The following is a 17,798-nucleotide window of genomic DNA, read 5'->3' on the forward strand; positions in this document are numbered from 1 at the left end:
GTGTCGATGCGCCGAGTATCCGGGCCGCCAATCATTCGCCACAACTGACTTATACTGCGTCAAATGTTCACTCAGAGTGATGAATATGGAGCTGGCGCAAATCCGTATGTTCAAGACCGTGGCCGAGGTCGGCAGCATCGCGCGGGCAGCGGAAAAGCTGTTTTGCGTGCCCTCGAACATCACCGCGCGGATCAAGGCACTCGAGGCCGAGTTGGGCGTTGCGTTGTTTCTGCGTGAGGGGCGCGGGTTGCGCATCAGCCCGGCGGGGCAGACGTTTCTCGCCTATGCGGAAAAGATTCTGGCGCTGACCGTTGAAGCGAAACGTGCAGTGGACCCCTCGGCCGAGCCGTCCGGGCCGTTGCGCATCGGTGCGATCGAGTCCTCGGCGACCGGGCGCTTGCCGCGCTTGTTGGCGAAGTTTCACCAGCGCTATCCGCAGGTGGCGCTGGAACTCACCACCGGCACGTGGGGGCAGTTGCTCGATGACACCGTCAGCCATCGTCTCGACGGGGCGATTGTCGCGGTGGATGTCGAACGTTCGCAGCTCAGGCGCACGCCGATGTATCGCGAAGAATTGCTGTTGATCGCGTCGACCTCGTTCGGGCCAGTGCGCGGCATCGAAGACCTGCAGGACAAAACCGTGTTCATGTGGCCGCAAGGTTGTCCGTATCGAGCGGCGCTGGAGCATTGGTTGTTGCGTCAGGGGTTGTCGCTGCCGATCGTCAGTCTCGCCAGTTATGGCGCGATTGTCGGTTGTGTGAGTGCCGGGGCGGGCGTGGCGCTGGTGCCCAAGGGCGTGTTTGAGCAGTACGCGAAAGGGGCCGGGTGTGTGGGGTATGAGTTTGCTGAGTTGACGGCCGTCGACAACCTGTTTTACTGGCATGAAAACGCCGGGGTGCATCCGGCGCGGGAGGCGTTTGTAGCGATGTTGCGGGAGGAGTTTAGTGTGTAGGAAACGCCGACCCTCACCCCAGCCCTCTCCCAAAGGGAGAGGGGGCCGACCGAGTTGTCATGCGCTATACGCCGACCTGAAACACCGTGTTGAATATAGATTCAACCGAGTCCAGTGTGCTTGATCAGAAAAGTCGATTATGGATTCGGCGCAGCACGTTCAGGTCGATGAACCTCTCCAACATCCCCCAATCAGTCCCCTCTCCCTCTGGGAGAGGGCTAGGGTGAGGGGCCTTTTCAGGCAACACCGATATCCCGCATCAACAACCCAAACCGCAAATCCACCCCCTCCGGAATCGGCACAAAAACCGTGTGCCCATCCCCCGGCGCTACCTCGATCGCCTCACCCTCAACACTCTGCAACTCACGCAGATCAAAATGAAAATTGCCCGCGGGTGTCATCAATTCCAGATGATCACCAAGACCAAAACGGTTCTTCACCTTGACCTCGGCCAGCCCCTCACGCCGCTCCCCAGTCAGCTCACCCACAAACTGCTGACGCTCCGACACCGAGCTGCCATTTTGATAATTCTGGTACTCGTCATGCACATGCCGACGCAGAAAACCTTCGGTGTAGCCACGCTGCGCCAGCGACTCCAAGTCCGTCATCAGGCTGCGATCAAACTCACGCCCGGCCACCGCATCATCAATTGCTCGGCGATACACCTGGGTGGTGCGCGCGCAATAGAAGTGCGATTTGGTCCGGCCCTCGATCTTCAAGGAATGCACGCCCATGCGCGTCAGGCGCTCGACGTGCTGCACCGCGCGCAGGTCCTTGGCGTTCATGATGTAGGTGCCGTGCTCGTCTTCGAATGCCGGCATCAATTCATCGGGGCGGTTGGCTTCCTGTAGCAGGAACACCTGATCGGTAGGAGCGCCGAGGCCCAGGGTCGGCTCGGGCTGGAAGGTCTGGACGATGTCGCCGAGTTGATTTTCCGTGGCCGCTTGCGCCGAGTATTTCCAGCGACAGGCGTTGGTGCAGGTGCCCTGATTGGCATCGCGTTTGTTCAGGTAACCCGACAGCAGGCAGCGCCCGGAGTAGGCCATGCACAGTGCGCCATGAACGAACACTTCCAGTTCCATGCCCGGCACTTGTTCGCGAATTTCGCCGATTTCTTCCAGCGACAATTCCCGCGACAGGATGATCCGGCTCAAACCCTGTTGTTGCCAAAACTCGACGCTCGCCCAGTTCACCGTATTGGCCTGCACCGACAGGTGGATCGGCATCTGCGGGAAATGCCGGCGCACCAGCATGATCAGGCCCGGGTCAGACATGATCAGCGCATCCGGCGCCATCTCGATCACCGGCGCCAGATCCTTGAGGAAGGTCTTCAACTTGGCGTTGTGCGGCGCGATGTTGACGACGACATAGAAGCGCTTGCCCTGCGCCTGGGCTTCGCGAATGCCCAGTGCCAGATTGGCGTGATCGAATTCATTGTTGCGCACCCGCAGGCTGTATCGCGGTTGGCCGGCGTAGACCGCATCGGCACCATAGGCGAAGGCGTAGCGCATGTTTTTCAGGGTGCCGGCGGGGGCGAGCAGTTCGGGGGTGGCGAGGGTCGGCGTCATGGCGGTGTCGGTCGTAAAAGCGCGGCAGGGTAGAACGGGTACCAATGGCGAGCATTGATCTGGATCTAGGTTTTGGCAGTTTCTGTTTGTGCAGAAACAGCACAGATCATGTGCCGGTTTCACTGTGTTCGACGGTCTGGCGGCTGCTTAAGCTTTGTTCATCACTTAACTGAACAGAGGCACTCGCCATGCAACGTTTTACCCGTCGTTTCCTCAGCGCCTGTGCATTTTCCGGTGTGTTGGCCAGCACCGGTGCACTGGCAGACAACCATCCGACCATTCGCGCAATGTCCGGGGCCACACCGGTCAGCCAGTTACCGGCCGGCAAGTCCGCCTTGTTGGTGATCGATTTTCAAAACGAATACTTCACCGGCAGGATGCCGATTCCGGACGGTGCCGCTGCGTTGGCGAAAACCCGTGAGTTGATCACGTTTGCCGACAGCCACAAGATCCCCGTGTACCACGTTCAACATATCGCCCCGGCAGGCTCGGCGGTGTTTGCCATCGATGGCGAAACCGTGAAATTTCACCCGGACATGCAGCCACGCGCGAAGGATGCGGTGCTGCAAAAGACCACGGTCAGCGTGTTCGGCAGCACCGATCTGAACGAACGGCTGAAGCAATCCGGCATCAACACGGTCATCGTCGCGGGCCTGATGACCCACGCTTGCGTCGCCGGTGCCGCGCGGGACGCGGCGCCACTCGGTTACAGCGTGATCGTCGCCTCCGACGCCTCGGCGACCCGTGCGATCACCCGCGTCAATGGCACATCCATCGACAAGGATGCCTTGCACAAAGCCGCACTGGCGGAAGTCGAGGACACCTTCGGCGATGTGCTGAGCACGGCTGAAATCGTCAAGTTGCCGGTTCGTTAATCGGCTTGCGCTGATCCGCAACTATGCTCCATGAATAAAGATGGCACTCGTGCAGGCCTCGGTTGACTAAGCATCGGGGCGTGCATGACGCCTGACTGACATGGATCGGACATGAACGAAAAAAGCCTTCAATTCAAATCGCTCACCGTGCTGCTGTTGCTGGTCACGGTGGCGTTTATCTGGATCCTCCTGCCGTTCTACGGCGCGGTGTTCTGGGCGGTGATTCTCGGCATTGTGTTTGCGCCGATGCAGCGCCGGCTGCAGGCGAAATTCGGCTGGCAGCGCAACCTGACGTCCCTGTGTACCTTGGCGGTCTGCCTGGTGATCGCGATTCTTCCGGTGATCATCCTCAGTGTGCTGCTGGTGCAGGAAGGCGCAGCGGTCTACAAGAGCATCGAAAGCGGCGAGCTGGACATCGCCGCGTATCTGGCGCAATTCAAGCACAGTCTGCCGCCGTACTTTCAGCACTTGCTCGACCGCTTCGGCATGGGCGAACTCAATGGCCTGCGCGAGAAAATCGTCAAATCGGCGATGCAGGGCAGCCAGGTGCTGGCCACTCAAGCGTTCAGTTTTGGCCAAGGTACGTTCGAGTTCGTGGTGAGTTTCTTCATCATGCTGTATCTGCTGTTTTTCTTTCTGCGTGACGGCGCCGAACTGGCGCGCAAGGTGCGCACTGCCGTGCCACTGGAGGAAGGCCACAAGCGGCGCTTGCAGTTGAAGTTCAACCGCGTGGTACGCGCGACGGTGAAGGGCAATCTCGTAGTCGCGGTGACTCAGGGCGCGCTGGGCGGGGCGATTTTCTGGTTTCTCGACATCCCCAGCGCCTTGCTGTGGGCGGTCTTGATGGGGTTTTTGTCGTTGCTGCCAGCAGTGGGTGCGGGGATTGTCTGGGCGCCGGTCGCGGTGTATTTCCTGCTCAGCGGGATGATCTGGCAGGGCGTGGTGCTGGGCTTGTTTGGGGTGTTTGTGATCGGGTTGGTGGACAACGTGATGCGACCGATTCTGGTGGGCAAGGACACCAAAATGCCCGATTACATGATTCTGATCTCGACTCTGGGTGGCCTTGCGGTATTCGGCCTGAATGGTTTTGTGATCGGCCCGCTGATCGCGGCGTTGTTCATGTCGAGCTGGGCGCTGTTCGCCGAAACCAAGCCTAAGGTGCAACTGCCTTAAGCGTGAAACGGCTCGCTGACGATCTTCTGCGACAGTGCCTGCGCAGCGGGCAGCGAAGTGAGCGGGCCGCTGATCGCTTCACCGTCGCGCATCAGATACCAGCAGGCGAGCAGGCCCGATGCTCTGAGCGAGGCGGGAACGGCGCTGCCGATAACGGACATGATTTGAACCTGAGCCATGACGGGTACCTCCATCTATCAATGGAGCTACCTTAATGAGTCGTCGCTTCTACGGACAATCAACGCTTTCGATAGTGGTCATTGATACCGTTGAGGGCTGGCTCAATCGACCACTTGATCGAGCATGTGCATGACTTCGCGTTCGTTGAGCAAACCTTTGTGCACCAGATTCTCCGCCAGCAGCGAAAGAAACTTGGCGCAGCGATGGCCTTCCAGGTGCTTGAGTTCGGTCAGCGCGCCGTACACCTTGCTTGAGGTGCACAGGCCGACGATGCGGTGCGGGTTTTGTGTTGGCATACAGTCGTCCTTGTTGTTATCAACTTGTTGTTTACGGACGGATTCAGATTGCGGTTCCGTCATGACAAACGAGTGACCGTTTTGCGTAAATGTACATAACGGTCACTCAATCATGCCGACTTTAGCCGGTGAAACTGTCCTCACAGCGACCTTGGCGAGATTTTTTCAGACGCTGGCCGACCAACGGTCATAAAAAAGCCCCGCTATAAAAGCAGGGCTCAGTGTTGCGATTACCAGCGTGGGCCACCGTAGTAGCCATGTGGCCGGCCGTAATAACCGCGAGGCGGGCCGTAGTAGACGGGGGCCTGTTGGATGTACACCGGTTGTTGCACGTACACCGGCGCCGGCTGGTAGTAAACCGGTGGTGGCGGCTGCTGCACGTAGACCGGTTGTGGCTGAACATAAACCGGCTGTTGTTGCACGTATACCGGCCGATCCTGGTTGATCAGTGCCGAGCCGATGATGGCCGAGCCGACGATCGCGCCAAACACCGCAGGGCCTTGCCAGCCGTGGCCACCACCGGCTTCTGCCTGACCTGTGACAGCGAGTGCGCCAATCAGCAAGGCCAGAATGGGGAGTTTACGAATCATGATAAGTCCTCGGTTCTTCGACCCGGCGGCAGGGCCTGCACCAGGCCCACAGTTGTCGCGGGGATACTTCTAAGACAGCGAAATTCTGAAAATCAGCACAGCCGCTGGGTAAATTTTGTGTAAGGTCTGTACCGGCTTCTTTACCGGGCCGTGCGAGGGGCACAGAACCCGTTTAAAACAGGCCTCAATGATCGTTCAGAAGCCGATGGGCTGGCTAATCCCGTTTATCCGAAAGTGCGTTTGAAGGAGAAGTTTCATGCAGATGAACCCGAACAAAGACACCCAGCTGTGCATGTCCCTGTCCGGACGCCCAGGCAATTTCGGTCTGCGTTTTCATAACCATTTGTATGAGCAGTTGGGCCTGAATTTCTATTACAAGGCGTTCAGCAGCCAGGATTTGACGGGTGCCGTGGGCGGCATTCGCGCTTTGGGCATTCGCGGTTGCGGCGTGTCGATGCCGTTCAAGGAAGCGTGCATTGCGCTGGTCGATGAGTTGGATGCGTCGGCGGCAGCGATCCAGTCGATCAACACCATCGTCAATACCGACGGCCATCTGAAGGCTTACAACACCGATTACATTGCTGTCGCGCAGTTGCTGGAAACCCACGCGGTACCCGAGGATTCGACCTTCGCCCTGCGAGGCAGCGGCGGCATGGCCAAAGCGGTGGCCAGCGCCTTGCGTGATGGCGGTTATAAAAACGGTTTGATCGTCGCCCGCAATGAGCGTGCCGGGCGTGCCTTGGCGGATTCGCTGGGTTATCGCTGGCAGGCGGAACTGGGCGAGGAGCGTCCGCAGATGCTGATCAATGTGACGCCGGTGGGTATGGACGGCGGGCCGGAGGCGGGGCAACTGGCGTTTGAGCCTGAGGCGATCAAGGCTGCAGATACGGTGTTTGATGTGGTGGCGATTCCGTCGGAGACACCGTTGATCGTACGTGGTCGGGCTGAGGGCAAGCGGGTAATTACCGGGCTTGAGGTGATTGCGATTCAGGCGCTGGAGCAGTTTGTGCTGTACACCGGCGTGCGCCCGACTGAAGAGCAGTTTGCGGCGGCGGTGGCGTTTGCCCGGAGCTGATTCTCATAATTATGCAGTGAGTTAACTGGCCTCATCGCTGGCAAGCCAGCTCCCACAAGGTATGGGAGCTGCTCACAGATTTGTGTTCCAACCCGAAACCTGTGGGAGCTGGCTTGCCAACGATGAATTCACCTCGGTTTATCCTGCTGCCTATACTGCCTCCCCAGCAAGCCCAGACTTGCCCACCACAAAAACCGTGACCGAGGCTCCCATGCATCCGCCCATCCTCAACCTGCATCAGGTCGAACTCGAACCCCTGCCCGAAGCCCTGGCCCCGGAAGGCGAAACCGCCGGGCGCTATCAGCAGCGCATGGCGCGGATTGGCCAGCAACTGGGTTCGCAGAAACTCGGTTATCGCCTGTACGCCTTGCCTCCGGGCATGCGCGGCAGTCCGTTTCACAGTCATCGGGTCAACGAAGAGATGTTCTACGTGGTGGCCGGGGAGGGCGAGGTGCGTCTTGGTACCGAGCGTTTTCCGATCCGCGAAGGCGATGTGATCGCTTGCCCGCCGGGCGGCCCGGAGAAGGCCCATCAGATCATCAATACCAGTCAGGCCGAACTGCGTTATCTGGCGGTGAGTACCCAGCAACAGCCGGAAATCTGCGAGTACCCGGATTCGAACAAGTATGCGGTGATGGATAACTTCAACGTCGATGCCGAGGGCAATGCCTCAGGTTTTGTGGCTGTGGCACGGCAGGCGGACGGTGTGGATTACTGGGATGGCGAGTAATGCGCAGATCCCTGTAGGAGTGAGCCTGCTCGCGATAGCGGTGTGTCATTAACGGTAATTTGACTGACACACCGCTATCGCGAGCAGGCTCACTCCTGCATTGGTTTTGTGTGGCTATTCGAGGCGGGCCAGACGCTCTTCCAGCGCGGCAATCCGCGCTTCCAGCTCTTCAATACGCTCAACCGAAACGCCACTGCTGGTACCGCGATCCGACGGGTTCTGCCGTGCCGCCATGATCGCCTCGCTATCCGCCGGATCACCCAGAGCATGGGTGTAGCGATCTTCGCGCTGCCCGGCCTGACGTGGAATCAGTACCGCCAGCCCCCGCGCAATCAAACGCTCAAGTTGATGCACCACCTGCTCGGTGTCTTCAAATTCATGCATGCGCCCACTGCGGGTCAGCAGTTCATTGACGGTTTGCGGGCCGCGCAGAAACATCAAACCGCTCAGAATCACTTGCGCCGGCACCAGCTCCAGCGCCTTGTCGACCTTGTGCTCCCAGCGGTCGGCACGACTGCCCATTACCAGTTTGGCGAAACCACGACCTTCCAGTGCGCGCAGGCTCTGGCCGACCTGGCCCGGAGTCAGGTTCATCACCGGTTCGCGGCTGGTTTTCTGATTACACGCCGTGACCAGTGCATTCAGGGTCAGCGGATAGGTTTCCGGACTGGTGGCTTGTTTCTCGATCAACGAGCCGAGGATGCGAATCTCCGTGGCATTGAGCCGTGGCTCGTCGAAGGTGGATTCTGGTTCTGTGGTCATCGCGCGTTCCCTCTGCAGTCGAAGGCGCCTAGCCTAATCCTTGCCGAACAAAAGGCAAGCCGTGTGGTCATCAAGCATGGCTATAATCGCCTCCTTGTTCCACCCAGCCACCACACGAGACTGCCATGACCATTTCCCTGTACGCCGCATCTGTCCCGGTTTTTCAACAAATGCTCAACGCTTTGAGCGATGTCCTGAAAAAGGCTGAAGCCCACGCCACCGAGAAAAACATCGACCCGAACGCGTTCCTGCAGGCCCGTCTGTTCCCGGACATGTTCCCGTTGACCCGCCAGGTACAGATCGCCGTGGACTTCGCCAAAGGCGTTTCCTCGCGTCTGGCTGAAGTTGAAATGCCGAAGTACGACGATACCGAAACCACCTTCGCCGAGCTGCAAGCTCTGATTGCCAAGGTGCTGGCCTACATCGGCGAGATCAAGCCAGAGCAGATTGATGGCAAGGAAGGCATTGAAATCGTCACTCGTCCGGGCACGCCGAAAGAAAAGCGCTTCAGCGGTCAGGCTTATTTGCTGACTTACGGTCTGCCGCAATTCTTCTTCCACGTCACCACCACTTATGCGCTGCTGCGTCATAACGGCGTTGAAGTGGGCAAGCGTGATTACATGGGCGCGTTCTAAAAAGTCAAAAGCCCCTCATCGGAACGCCGCCCGCCTAGCCCTCTCCCAGAGGGAGAGGGGACTGACGGTGTTGTTTGTTCGAGTTACACCGACCTGAACTATCAAGTCGAACTCAGATCTTGAACAACAATCGGTCTGCCCCCTTTCCCCCTCGCCCCCTTGGGGGGAGAGGGTTGGGGTGAGGGGGAAAAGATCTCAGCCACAAAAAAGCCCGCCAAGGTTCACACCATGGCGGGCTTTTCATTACAGCGAATATCAAGCCGTACGCTGGGCCTTTTCTTCTTCACCCAGGCACGCCGCTGCGGTAAACAGCACGTCAGTCGACGAGTTCAGCGCCGTCTCCGCCGAGTCCTGCAACACGCCAATAATGAAACCGACAGCCACCACCTGCATGGCGATCTCACTCGGAATGCCAAACAGGCTGCACGCCAACGGAATCAACAGCAACGAACCACCCGCCACACCCGACGCGCCACACGCGCAAATCGCGGCGACAACGCTGAGCAGAATCGCCGTCGGAATGTCCACGGCAATACCCAATGTGTGCACGGCCGCCAGCGTCAACACGGTAATGGTAATCGCCGCACCGGCCATATTGATGGTCGCGCCCAGCGGGATCGACACCGAATAGGTGTCTTCATGCAGGCCCAGACGCTTGCTCAATTCCAGATTGACCGGAATATTGGCCGCCGAGCTGCGGGTGAAAAATGCAGTGATACCGCTCTCACGCAGGCACTTGAGGGTCAGCGGATACGGGTTGCGACGCAGTTTCCAGAACACGATCAGCGGGTTCATCACCAGCGCCACGAACAGCATGCAGCCGAGCAGCACGGCCAGCAGGTGCGCGTAACCGATCAGCGCGCCGAAGCCGGACGTAGCCAGCGTCGAAGCCACCAGACCGAAAATGCCCAGCGGCGCGAAGCGAATCACCACACGCACGATCAAGGTCACGCCGTTGGACAGATCCCCCAGCACTTCGCGGGTGGTGTCGCCGGCATGGCGAATCGCGATGCCCATGCCGATCGCCCAGGCCAGAATGCCGATGAAGTTGGCGTTCATCAGTGCGCTGACCGGGTTGTCGACCACGCTCAACAGCAGGCTTTGCAGCACTTCGCCGATACCGCCCGGCGCCGTCACCGAAACGTTGTCGGTCGACAGTACCAGATGCGACGGGAACGCCATGCTCGCGACCACGGCCACGACCGCCGCAGCGAAGGTGCCCAGCAGATAGAGGAACAGAATCGGGCGGATGTGGGTTTCCTGGCCGTGCTTGTGGTTGGCAATCGAGGCCATTACCAGCACGAACACCAGAATCGGTGCGACGGCTTTCAACGCCGATACGAACACTTTACCGATGAACGCCGTGCCTTTCGCCGCTTCCGGGGCGAACAGCGCCAGGGCGATACCGGCGATCAGGCCAATGAGGATCTGCGTGACCAAGCTGAGGTTCTTGAGGCGTTGCAATAGAGAAGGGGATGAAGCGGTCATAGCGGCATCTCTGATTTTTTATAGGGTGCAAGGTTGCGTAAAGCGATGGCAAAACAGGAGCAGACCACCGCCACGAACCGAAAGTGTTGACGCGACATCAACGCCAATAAACCGGTCGTTGAACAGGCTGTACGTTTTTCAGGGCGCGGACTTTATCACAGCGTAGGCCTTATCCTTCAGGCATGTGACGATCTGCCACCGGATCAGGCAACAAAGTCGGCAGGTTTGTGCAAGTCAGCCCGGACACACTCTGTTAAGATTGCGCATCCTTATTTTCAAACTCTGCCAGCGGGCCTCCGGGTCAACGCTGGTGTCGTCGTTTTGCTGGAGTTGCGCATGCTGTTGCCCATTCTTCTGTTGTCCGCCGCCGGCTTCACGGTGCTGACCACGGAATTCGTCATCGTCGGCCTGTTGCCGGCGATTGCCCGAGACCTCGCAGTCACCATCCCGCAGGCCGGGTTGCTGGTGACTTTGTTCGCCTTCACGGTGGCGATGTTCGGGCCTTTCCTGACCGCGTATTTCGCCCGCTTCGAGCGGCGCAAGCTGTTTATCAGCATCCTGATCATGTTTGGTCTGGCCAATACCGTGGCGGCGCTGGCGCCGAATATCTGGGTGATGGCGATTGCCCGGTTGATCCCGGCGCTCGGTCTGCCGGTGTTCTGGGCCTTGGCCAGTGAGACTGCCGTGGACATCGTCGGTCCGGATTTCGCCGGTCGCGCGATTGCCAAGATCGGCTTTGGCATTGTCTGCGCCACGGTGTTCGGCATTCCAGTCGGCACGCTGATTTCCGATGCGTTCGGCTGGCGCAGTGCCTTTGGGATTTTGGCGGTGATCGCTTTTGCCAAAGCCTTGTTGCTGTTTGTTTATCTGCCGAAAACCAGTCTGCACCAGCACCAGGTCAGCTTCCGCTCGCAATTCAAAATCCTGCGCAGTCCGCTGATGATCGGCCATATCCTGCTGTCGATTCTGGTGTTCAGCGGCATGTTTACCGCTTACACGTATCTGGCCGACATTCTTGAGCGCCTCGCCGGGTTCAACGGCACTGTGGTCGGTTGGTGCCTGATGGCCTTCGGTGCAGTCGGGTTGATTGGTAACTCGCTGGGCGGTCGTGCGGTGGATAAGCATCCGCTGGGAGCGTCGGTGTTGTTCTGTGCGTTCATGATTGCCGGCATGGTCTCGCTGGTGCCGAACATTCATTCGCCGCTGGGCTTGGCGGTGGCGATGGGGATCTGGGGCGTAACCCAGGCTGCGTTGTTCCTGGTCAGCCACGTGCGCCTGATGAAAGCGGCGCCAGAAGCGCCGGCCTTTGCCGCCTCGTTGAACATCGCCGGGGCCAATCTGGGGATCGGCCTGGGCGCCATCGTCGGTGGTCGGGTCATCGACAGCGCGGGTCTCGGCTTCCTTGGCTTTGCCGCCGCCGGGTTCATTTTGCTGTCGGTGTTCCTCGCCATGGTGCTGATGACGCTCAAGCCGCGCGAAATGTGTGCCGAGGCCTCATAGCGCGGTAAACAGCTCGCGTCGGGCACCTTCGGTAATCGCAACGATGCCGGGGTGCTTGACCTTGCGTTCCACCGAAATGGCGTAGAACGACTCGGTCACCGCGTCAGTCTGGCCAATCAGCTCGACGCCATACTGGCGCTTCACCTCATCGGCAATCACGCTCGGGCCGATAAAAATCCCGCTGCCGGATTGGCCGAAGGCCTGCATCAAGGCACTGTCATCAAACTCCCCAACGATTTGCGGCTGGATCTGCTGTTCGGCAAACCAGCGCTGCAAGCGGCTGCGCACCACGGTTTCCGGCCCGGGAATCAACAGTGGTGCACCGTGCAGACTGCGCGGGAAATCCTGGCCGTATTTGGCTGCCAGTTCCGGGGTGGCGAAAAAACTGATCCCGCACTCACCGAGCTTTTGGCTGTAGCCCTTGATGTCGAGGTGCGAGGGCATCGGGCTGTCGGAAATCACCAGGTCCAGACGCTGGATGGCCAGATCGGCGAGCAAACGTTCGAGCTTATCTTCGCGGCAGGTGATGCGCAGTGGTTCGTTCAGCTCCATGGTCGGTGCGATCAGGCGATAGACGATGGATTTCGGCACCACGTCAGCCACGCCGACGCGGAACAGGATCTGTTGTTCGTTGGGTTGCGCGCGCAGCATCAGTTCCAGCTCGCCACCCAGCTGAAACATTTGCTCGGCGTAGGGCAGGGCTTGGCGTCCGGCTTCGGTCAATTCGAGTTGCCGGCCGACCCGTCTGAATAACTCGATGCCATACGTCTGTTCGAGCAGTGAAATTTGCCCGCTGATGGTTTGTGGCGTCAGGTTCAGTTGCTCGCAGGCGCGCACGATGCTGCCGGTCTTGGCTACGACCCAGAAGTAATGCAGTTGTCGATAATTGAGCATGACGTTCTACAGTTCGTGAAAACCGAAGTATAGCCGCTAAAAATACGAATTTTCCTGAAGTGTTCATCTCCCTAGAATGCCCAGCCATCGACGGCTGGTCTGTGACCCTGTCTGTTCATTCGAAGGAAGCCTCATGAAATACACCATCCCAGCATTGATGTTTACGTCTTTACTGCTTCTGGCCGGTTGCGATCAGGCCGAGAAAAGCGCTCAGCAACTGATGGGCAAGGCTGCCGAAAGCGCCAAGCAAGCGATTGACGACACCCACAAAGCCGCCGAGCAAGCACTCAGCGATGCCACCGGCGGGCTGATCGAGAAGAAAGAAACACCGGAAAAAGATGCGGAAAAATCCGAATCTTCCTCCAAGACCATCTAATTCGTCTTACACAGAGTCAGGACTGACCCATGGAATATCTGTTACAGCTCGCCGCCAGCCCCACCGCCTGGGTTGCTTTGGCCACCTTGGTGGTGATGGAAATCGTGCTCGGCATCGATAACCTGATCTTTATCTCGATCCTGACCAACAAGCTGCCCAAGCAGTACCAGCAGAAAGCGCGCCGCATCGGTATCGGTATGGCGTTGATTCTGCGTCTGGCACTGTTGAGCACCATCGCCTTCATCGTGCAGCTGACTGCGCCGGTGATCGAGATTCTGGGCCAGGCGTTCTCCTGGAAGGACATGATCCTGATTGCCGGTGGTCTGTTCCTGGTCTGGAAGGCCACGACTGAAATCCATCACAGCATGGACCCGGCGCCGGAAGATCCGAAGTCGGCGACCTCGACGGTTACCCTGGGTTTTGCCGCCGCTATCGGTCAGATCCTGATGCTCGACATGGTGTTCTCGATCGACAGCATCATTACTGCGGTCGGCATGACCGAACACTTGCCGATCATGATCATCGCGGTGGTGGTGTCGGTACTGGTGATGCTGTTTGCTGCTGAGCCGCTGGCCAAGTTCATCAACGACAACCCGACGGTGGTGATGCTGGCTCTGGGCTTCCTGATCATGATCGGTATGACCTTGATCGCTGAAGGCTTCGGTGCCCACGTACCGAAAGGTTATGTGTATGCGGCGATGGCGTTCTCGGCAGCGATTGAAGTGCTGAACATGATGTCGCGTCGGGCGAGGCAGAAGAAACTGGCTGAGCAGGCGTAACTGCTGAAAGTACAAAAAACCGCCTGAACTCTTAGAGAACAGGCGGTTTTTTTTGATTCAAGATTTGCAGTGTGGAATAGATCCAGCCCCTCACCCCAGCCCTCTCCCAAGGGAGAGGGAGCCGATCTGCGTGGTTTTTAAACCTGAGTTCGGCTCGATATTTCACGTCGATGTATTTCTCAATAGCGACTCGATCAGTCCCCTCTCCCTCCGGGAGAGGGCTAGGGTGAGGGGCTTTTGCTTTTAAAGTTTGGCCTCAGTGCGCAGTTGCGTGACGCGGGCTGTGCTTCTCGGTTTTCTCAACCGCAGCAGGCTGAACCGGATGATGGTGGCGCCGCGAAATTCGCAGCACGCCCCACAACATGGCAGCCGCCACGGCCAGCCAGCCGGCAATCAACATCACAATGGTCATGGTCAGGCTCATCAGTGCCTCCTCTTCGCCCTGCATCGGGCGCACGCTTTTTCAATTCGCTCTGTTTCAGTGACAGTCTAGACAATGGGGTGTTTCAGACTATTGACCAAAGGTCGATTGCGACCAATCAGTTTGCTCTATGCAATCGATGGGTCTGCCGCTTAAGGCTATACCGCAGCCTGGCGCGGCCCTATGATCGCAGGCGTTGCCGGAACACGATGACCGGCGTCTGAACAGAGAGTGATGATGGTGCAGGTATTTTCTCGAATTCGTGCGGCGCTGCTGGTGGCGGGTTGCGCGGCCGTGTTGGCCGGATGTGCAGGCAGTGTCGCGCCCGAGGTCAAGCGTCTGCCGGAGCGGGTCGAACTCAGCGGCACGTTCTATCGCGGTGAAGCCAATCAAAGCGGGCCGCAAGTGCTGGCTAGCCTGTTGTCGCAGCAGGGCATCGTGATTACCCCGGGGCTGCTCGAGAAACCATTGCACCTGCCGGGTGCCGAAGACCAATTGCAGCAGAATCTGCAAAACCTTGCCCGTGAGTACGGCATGGTGGTGTACCCGCTGGACAGCAAGCTGCCAGCGCTGTTGAAGCAAGTGGCAGCGGGTTATCCGGTGATGGTGCGTTTCAGCGAGGGTTCGGCATTCTGGGCCGAACCGCGTTACGCGATCCTGTCCGGCTACGACCGCAATAAGCAGAAAGTGTTGCTGCGCGCCGGCATGAACCGTCGCGAGCTGATGAGTTTCAGTTCCTTTGAGTCGGCACTGGAAAAGTCCGGTGGCTGGGCCGTGCTGATTCAGAAACCGTCGCAGATCCCCGCAGCCGTCGACCGACAGCGCTGGCTCAAAGCGGCGGATGATCTGGCTCAGGCCGGTCAGGAAAACGAAGCGGCGCAGGCGCGCAAGGCGCTGGCAGCCCACTGAGTCTCCGTTCGTCATTTGCCGGGCACGACTGCGCCCGGCAAGCCTCCTACGAATAGAACCCGCTTTCCGCGGGTGAATCAGGAGGCGATATGACAGATTCCCAAGCACCGAAAGGCCCGCATTCGTCCGAGCATTCTTCGGGAGATGATCTGGGGTTTGATCCGGACTCGCCCGACCTCGATGATCCGCAAGTCGATCCTGTCGGCCCCGCCAAGGCGCCTCTCGACGTTGAGCCAGGCGAAGACCCCAGGAAACCAGCCAAACCCTACGATCCCCTGGCTGATCTGAAACCTTGATGCGAGGTGCGTATGAGTACTGATTCAAGCTTCGACGACCATAAACCCGACAGTGTGCCCACCACGCCAGAGCCGGAGATTGATCCGGTGCTGGACCCGGACAGCCCGCTGCGCGACCCGATGGCCCGGCCCAACGTGTTGACGCCGGAACCTGCGCGGGATCCGAGCGCGGGCGATGGCATCCCTGATGACGACAAGATGCCGCTGCCCAATGACTGATTCGCAGATGAAAAAAAGCCCCGAGGATTCGGGGCTTTTTCTTGTGCGGCAGGTTACTTGGACGCTTCGACCACGCCGCTCTGGCGCGACTTGAGATTTTTCACGGCTTTGTATTGCTGGGCCACGGCTGGGACGTTGGCGCTCCTGCCGGTTTCCACCCAACTGCGGATGCGGCTGGCATCGGCAAAGTGGGTGTACTTGCCGAACGCGTCGAGAATCACCAAAGCGACCGGGCGATTGCCCATTTTCGTCACCAGCACCAGGCAATGACCGGCGGGGTTGGTGAAGCCGGTTTTAGTGATCTTGATGTCCCAGTCGGCTTTATTGACCAAGTGATCGGTATTACGGAAACCCAGGGTGTAATTGGGTTTACGGAACGACACGGTTTTTTCCTTGGTGGTGGTCAGTTCGCTGAGGAGCGGATACTTATGCGCGGCCACCAGCAACTTACTCAGGTCGCGGGCGGTGGAAACGTTACGCTCCGACAGGCCTGTCGGTTCGACGAAATGCGTGCTGGTCATGCCCAGTGCCTTGGCTTTGGCGTTCATCGCCGCGATAAAGGCGGCGTAGCCTCCCGGATAGTGGTGCGCGAGGCTGGCGGCCGCGCGGTTCTCCGAAGACATCAAGGCGATCAGCAGCATCTCGCGGCGCGGCAGTTCACTCTTGAGTTTGACTCGGGAAAACACACCGCGCATTTCCGGTGTGTTGCTGATATCGACATTGATCCATTCGTCCATGTTCTGCCGGGCTTCAACCACTACCAAACCGGTCATCAACTTACTGACGGAGGCAATCGGTACGATCACGTCAGGGTTGCTGGAGTAGATGACTTTGTTGGTCTGCATATCCATGAGCAGGGCGCTGCCGGAGGCGATCTTCAGGGTCGAAGCGTCACGGGGGGCAGCGGTGGTTTCCGCAGCGTTGATCGTTGGCGTGATGAATGTGCCTGTAAAAGCAAAAAACAGGCTCAGAATCGAAAGACGAATTTTCACGCGGGCGAACTCATAAAGGTTGGATATTCCGTTAGTTTGTAACGGGTTATTTCTTCAAAGCGTCGCATTCTAGGAGTATGGCTGAAGATCTGTCGATGGTTGTTTGAACGACCTGAAAAACTCGTGAAAAGGCCTGTAAAAAGAGGGGTTTCCGGCGAACGGTTACAGTTTTTTCTCAGGCATGAAAAAACCCGCACAAGGCGGGTTTTTCTTATTGCTGAAAGTACCGATCAGGCGTGCAGGGTTTCTGCCGCATAAAGGGTGTTTTCCAGCAGGCAGGCGCGGGTCATCGGACCGACGCCACCCGGCACCGGAGTGATCCAGCCAGCGCGGGGCAGGGCGGTTTCGTAGACTACGTCGCCGACCAGTTTGCCGTCGTCCTGGCGGTTGATGCCGACGTCGATCACGATCGCGCCTTCCTTGATCCACTCGCCTTTGACCAGGCCCGGCTTGCCGGCGGCCACCACCACCAGATCGGCACGGCCAACGTGGCCGGCCAGATCCTTGGTGAAGCGGTGAGTCACGGTCACGGTGCAACCGGCCAGCAACAGTTCCATCGCCATCGGGCGCCCGACGATGTTGGAGGCGCCGACGACCACTGCGTCCATGCCATAAAGGTCAGCGCCAGTGCTTTCCAGCAGCGTCATGATGCCTTTAGGCGTGCATGGACGCAGCAGCGGAATGCGCTGGGCCAGACGACCGACGTTATAAGGATGGAAACCGTCGACGTCTTTGTCCGGGCGGATACGCTCCAGAAGTCTGGAGGCATCCAGGTGCTCGGGCAGCGGCAACTGAAGCAGGATGCCGTCGATTGCAGGGTCGTCGTTGAGGCGATCGATCAGATCGGTCAACGCGTCTTGCGTGGTGTCAGAGGGCAGGTCGTAGGCTTGAGAGAGGAAGCCAACCTCTTCACAGTCTTTACGCTTGTGCGAGACATAAACCTGAGAGGCAGGATCGCTGCCGACCAGGATCACCGCGAGGCCGGGAGTGCGCAGGCCTTGCTGGCGACGCTCGGCAACTCGTTGGGCGATCTGCTGGCGCAGGCTGGCGGCGATCGATTTGCCGTCGATTAGTTGTGCAGTCATTGC

At 58.7% G+C, this 17,798-nt stretch carries 22 protein-coding genes; 12 read left to right on the forward strand and 10 right to left on the reverse strand.

The genetic code is table 11. The annotated features are described in order from the left end of the window. The first annotated feature begins 85 nt into the window (after positions 1-85). Positions 86-952, forward strand: coding sequence for a LysR family transcriptional regulator (locus ACM6IN_RS13805; protein WP_007917367.1), 867 nt, complete (start codon positions 86-88; stop codon positions 950-952). Positions 953-1,188: 236 nt separating this feature from the next. On the opposite strand, the gene yegQ is transcribed toward ACM6IN_RS13805, so the two are convergent. Further along, the gene (yegQ, locus tag ACM6IN_RS13810; RefSeq protein ID WP_414916213.1) at positions 1,189-2,520 is read right to left on the reverse strand and encodes a tRNA 5-hydroxyuridine modification protein YegQ; all 1,332 of its coding nucleotides are present in this window, start codon (positions 2,518-2,520) and stop codon (positions 1,189-1,191) included. Between the two features lie 188 nt (positions 2,521-2,708). On the opposite strand from yegQ, the gene ACM6IN_RS13815 reads away from it, so the two are divergent. Together ACM6IN_RS13815 and ACM6IN_RS13820 are read left to right on the forward strand one after the other, a co-directional pair. Further along, on the forward strand, positions 2,709-3,395 hold the full coding sequence (locus tag ACM6IN_RS13815) for a cysteine hydrolase family protein (RefSeq protein WP_414893862.1): 687 nt from the start codon (positions 2,709-2,711) through the stop codon (positions 3,393-3,395). A gap of 111 nt (positions 3,396-3,506) precedes the next feature. After that, positions 3,507-4,568: an AI-2E family transporter gene (locus tag ACM6IN_RS13820; protein ID WP_007917361.1), complete on the forward strand. Its 1,062-nt coding sequence runs from the start codon at positions 3,507-3,509 to the stop codon at positions 4,566-4,568. On the opposite strand, the gene ACM6IN_RS13825 is transcribed toward ACM6IN_RS13820, so the two are convergent. The 3 genes from ACM6IN_RS13825 to ACM6IN_RS13835 form a co-directional block, all read right to left on the reverse strand. Continuing rightward, a complete protein-coding gene (locus tag ACM6IN_RS13825) occupies positions 4,565-4,747 on the reverse strand; it encodes a hypothetical protein (RefSeq protein WP_007917359.1) in 183 nt (60 codons plus the stop codon). The genes ACM6IN_RS13820 and ACM6IN_RS13825 overlap by 4 nt on opposite strands. A gap of 102 nt (positions 4,748-4,849) precedes the next feature. Beyond that, positions 4,850-5,044 carry a hypothetical protein gene (locus ACM6IN_RS13830; RefSeq protein ID WP_007917358.1) on the reverse strand — a complete coding sequence of 65 codons (195 nt, stop codon included), beginning with the start codon at positions 5,042-5,044 and terminating at the stop codon, positions 4,850-4,852. Between the two features lie 230 nt (positions 5,045-5,274). After that, positions 5,275-5,634: a hypothetical protein gene (locus tag ACM6IN_RS13835; protein WP_007917357.1), complete on the reverse strand. Its 360-nt coding sequence runs from the start codon at positions 5,632-5,634 to the stop codon at positions 5,275-5,277. A 256-nt stretch (positions 5,635-5,890) separates the two neighbouring features. Here ACM6IN_RS13835 and ACM6IN_RS13840 point away from each other — a divergent pair, with 256 nt between their 5' ends. Further along, positions 5,891-6,709 (forward strand): shikimate 5-dehydrogenase, encoded by an 819-nt coding sequence (locus ACM6IN_RS13840; protein WP_414916214.1) that lies wholly within the window; start codon positions 5,891-5,893, stop codon positions 6,707-6,709. 211 nt (positions 6,710-6,920) lie between these two features. Then, positions 6,921-7,439 carry a cupin domain-containing protein gene (locus ACM6IN_RS13845; RefSeq protein WP_007917355.1) on the forward strand — a complete coding sequence of 173 codons (519 nt, stop codon included), beginning with the start codon at positions 6,921-6,923 and terminating at the stop codon, positions 7,437-7,439. A gap of 114 nt (positions 7,440-7,553) precedes the next feature. On the opposite strand, the gene ACM6IN_RS13850 is transcribed toward ACM6IN_RS13845, so the two are convergent. Next, positions 7,554-8,201 (reverse strand): YceH family protein, encoded by a 648-nt coding sequence (locus ACM6IN_RS13850; RefSeq protein ID WP_007917353.1) that lies wholly within the window; start codon positions 8,199-8,201, stop codon positions 7,554-7,556. Positions 8,202-8,326: 125 nt separating this feature from the next. Here ACM6IN_RS13850 and ACM6IN_RS13855 point away from each other — a divergent pair, with 125 nt between their 5' ends. Further along, entirely contained in the window at positions 8,327-8,836 is a 510-nt protein-coding gene (locus ACM6IN_RS13855) for a DUF1993 domain-containing protein (protein ID WP_414916215.1), read from the forward strand. 255 nt (positions 8,837-9,091) lie between these two features. Here ACM6IN_RS13855 and sstT read toward each other — a convergent pair whose 3' ends face one another. Next, positions 9,092-10,324: a serine/threonine transporter SstT gene (sstT, locus tag ACM6IN_RS13860; protein ID WP_007917349.1), complete on the reverse strand. Its 1,233-nt coding sequence runs from the start codon at positions 10,322-10,324 to the stop codon at positions 9,092-9,094. 336 nt (positions 10,325-10,660) lie between these two features. On the opposite strand from sstT, the gene ACM6IN_RS13865 reads away from it, so the two are divergent. Beyond that, positions 10,661-11,824 (forward strand): MFS transporter, encoded by a 1,164-nt coding sequence (locus ACM6IN_RS13865; RefSeq protein ID WP_007917347.1) that lies wholly within the window; start codon positions 10,661-10,663, stop codon positions 11,822-11,824. On the opposite strand, the gene nhaR is transcribed toward ACM6IN_RS13865, so the two are convergent. Continuing rightward, complete coding sequence (gene nhaR / locus ACM6IN_RS13870) at positions 11,819-12,718, reverse strand: transcriptional activator NhaR (protein WP_007917345.1); 900 nt, start codon at positions 12,716-12,718, stop codon at positions 11,819-11,821. The two genes, ACM6IN_RS13865 and nhaR, sit on opposite strands and share 6 nt — an antisense overlap. 133 nt (positions 12,719-12,851) lie before the next feature. On the opposite strand from nhaR, the gene ACM6IN_RS13875 reads away from it, so the two are divergent. Together ACM6IN_RS13875 and ACM6IN_RS13880 are read left to right on the forward strand one after the other, a co-directional pair. Then, positions 12,852-13,094 carry a hypothetical protein gene (locus tag ACM6IN_RS13875; RefSeq protein ID WP_007917343.1) on the forward strand — a complete coding sequence of 81 codons (243 nt, stop codon included), beginning with the start codon at positions 12,852-12,854 and terminating at the stop codon, positions 13,092-13,094. Between the two features lie 29 nt (positions 13,095-13,123). Beyond that, complete coding sequence (locus tag ACM6IN_RS13880) at positions 13,124-13,873, forward strand: TerC family protein (protein ID WP_007917342.1); 750 nt, start codon at positions 13,124-13,126, stop codon at positions 13,871-13,873. A gap of 256 nt (positions 13,874-14,129) precedes the next feature. Here the strand turns inward: ACM6IN_RS13880 and ACM6IN_RS13885 are convergent, their stop codons facing one another. Next, positions 14,130-14,297 carry a hypothetical protein gene (locus ACM6IN_RS13885; protein WP_176472385.1) on the reverse strand — a complete coding sequence of 56 codons (168 nt, stop codon included), beginning with the start codon at positions 14,295-14,297 and terminating at the stop codon, positions 14,130-14,132. 234 nt (positions 14,298-14,531) lie between these two features. Here ACM6IN_RS13885 and ACM6IN_RS13890 point away from each other — a divergent pair, with 234 nt between their 5' ends. From ACM6IN_RS13890 to ACM6IN_RS13900, 3 genes are all read left to right on the forward strand, one after another. Next, complete coding sequence (locus ACM6IN_RS13890) at positions 14,532-15,203, forward strand: peptidase C39 family protein (RefSeq protein WP_414916216.1); 672 nt, start codon at positions 14,532-14,534, stop codon at positions 15,201-15,203. 89 nt (positions 15,204-15,292) lie between these two features. After that, the gene (locus tag ACM6IN_RS13895; RefSeq protein ID WP_007917337.1) at positions 15,293-15,499 is read left to right on the forward strand and encodes a DUF6021 family protein; all 207 of its coding nucleotides are present in this window, start codon (positions 15,293-15,295) and stop codon (positions 15,497-15,499) included. 12 nt (positions 15,500-15,511) lie between these two features. Next, positions 15,512-15,718, forward strand: coding sequence for a hypothetical protein (locus ACM6IN_RS13900; RefSeq protein WP_007917335.1), 207 nt, complete (start codon positions 15,512-15,514; stop codon positions 15,716-15,718). 53 nt (positions 15,719-15,771) lie between these two features. Here ACM6IN_RS13900 and pbpG read toward each other — a convergent pair whose 3' ends face one another. Then, on the reverse strand, positions 15,772-16,710 hold the full coding sequence (gene pbpG / locus ACM6IN_RS13905) for a D-alanyl-D-alanine endopeptidase (RefSeq protein ID WP_007917333.1): 939 nt from the start codon (positions 16,708-16,710) through the stop codon (positions 15,772-15,774). Between the two features lie 230 nt (positions 16,711-16,940). Further along, positions 16,941-17,795: a bifunctional methylenetetrahydrofolate dehydrogenase/methenyltetrahydrofolate cyclohydrolase FolD gene (gene folD / locus ACM6IN_RS13910; RefSeq protein WP_007917331.1), complete on the reverse strand. Its 855-nt coding sequence runs from the start codon at positions 17,793-17,795 to the stop codon at positions 16,941-16,943. Positions 17,796-17,798: the final 3 nt, after the last annotated feature.

Source organism: Pseudomonas sp. IT-P395, assembly GCF_949767675.1.
GTDB lineage: Bacteria > Pseudomonadota > Gammaproteobacteria > Pseudomonadales > Pseudomonadaceae > Aquipseudomonas.

What these genes read in the sequence shown, in the direction of transcription:
- ACM6IN_RS13805 (WP_007917367.1), top strand. Translation starts at nt 86, where the DNA reads ATGGAGCTGGCGCAAATCCGTATGTTCAAGACCGTGGCCGAGGTCGGC.
- yegQ (WP_414916213.1), bottom strand. Translation starts at nt 2,520, where the DNA reads ATGACGCCGACCCTCGCCACCCCCGAACTGCTCGCCCCCGCCGGCACC.
- ACM6IN_RS13815 (WP_414893862.1), top strand. Translation starts at nt 2,709, where the DNA reads ATGCAACGTTTTACCCGTCGTTTCCTCAGCGCCTGTGCATTTTCCGGT.
- ACM6IN_RS13820 (WP_007917361.1), top strand. Translation starts at nt 3,507, where the DNA reads ATGAACGAAAAAAGCCTTCAATTCAAATCGCTCACCGTGCTGCTGTTG.
- ACM6IN_RS13825 (WP_007917359.1), bottom strand. Translation starts at nt 4,747, where the DNA reads ATGGCTCAGGTTCAAATCATGTCCGTTATCGGCAGCGCCGTTCCCGCC.
- ACM6IN_RS13830 (WP_007917358.1), bottom strand. Translation starts at nt 5,044, where the DNA reads ATGCCAACACAAAACCCGCACCGCATCGTCGGCCTGTGCACCTCAAGC.
- ACM6IN_RS13835 (WP_007917357.1), bottom strand. Translation starts at nt 5,634, where the DNA reads ATGATTCGTAAACTCCCCATTCTGGCCTTGCTGATTGGCGCACTCGCT.
- ACM6IN_RS13840 (WP_414916214.1), top strand. Translation starts at nt 5,891, where the DNA reads ATGCAGATGAACCCGAACAAAGACACCCAGCTGTGCATGTCCCTGTCC.
- ACM6IN_RS13845 (WP_007917355.1), top strand. Translation starts at nt 6,921, where the DNA reads ATGCATCCGCCCATCCTCAACCTGCATCAGGTCGAACTCGAACCCCTG.
- ACM6IN_RS13850 (WP_007917353.1), bottom strand. Translation starts at nt 8,201, where the DNA reads ATGACCACAGAACCAGAATCCACCTTCGACGAGCCACGGCTCAATGCC.
- ACM6IN_RS13855 (WP_414916215.1), top strand. Translation starts at nt 8,327, where the DNA reads ATGACCATTTCCCTGTACGCCGCATCTGTCCCGGTTTTTCAACAAATG.
- sstT (WP_007917349.1), bottom strand. Translation starts at nt 10,324, where the DNA reads ATGACCGCTTCATCCCCTTCTCTATTGCAACGCCTCAAGAACCTCAGC.
- ACM6IN_RS13865 (WP_007917347.1), top strand. Translation starts at nt 10,661, where the DNA reads ATGCTGTTGCCCATTCTTCTGTTGTCCGCCGCCGGCTTCACGGTGCTG.
- nhaR (WP_007917345.1), bottom strand. Translation starts at nt 12,718, where the DNA reads ATGCTCAATTATCGACAACTGCATTACTTCTGGGTCGTAGCCAAGACC.
- ACM6IN_RS13875 (WP_007917343.1), top strand. Translation starts at nt 12,852, where the DNA reads ATGAAATACACCATCCCAGCATTGATGTTTACGTCTTTACTGCTTCTG.
- ACM6IN_RS13880 (WP_007917342.1), top strand. Translation starts at nt 13,124, where the DNA reads ATGGAATATCTGTTACAGCTCGCCGCCAGCCCCACCGCCTGGGTTGCT.
- ACM6IN_RS13885 (WP_176472385.1), bottom strand. Translation starts at nt 14,297, where the DNA reads ATGAGCCTGACCATGACCATTGTGATGTTGATTGCCGGCTGGCTGGCC.
- ACM6IN_RS13890 (WP_414916216.1), top strand. Translation starts at nt 14,532, where the DNA reads ATGGTGCAGGTATTTTCTCGAATTCGTGCGGCGCTGCTGGTGGCGGGT.
- ACM6IN_RS13895 (WP_007917337.1), top strand. Translation starts at nt 15,293, where the DNA reads ATGACAGATTCCCAAGCACCGAAAGGCCCGCATTCGTCCGAGCATTCT.
- ACM6IN_RS13900 (WP_007917335.1), top strand. Translation starts at nt 15,512, where the DNA reads ATGAGTACTGATTCAAGCTTCGACGACCATAAACCCGACAGTGTGCCC.
- folD (WP_007917331.1), bottom strand. Translation starts at nt 17,795, where the DNA reads ATGACTGCACAACTAATCGACGGCAAATCGATCGCCGCCAGCCTGCGC.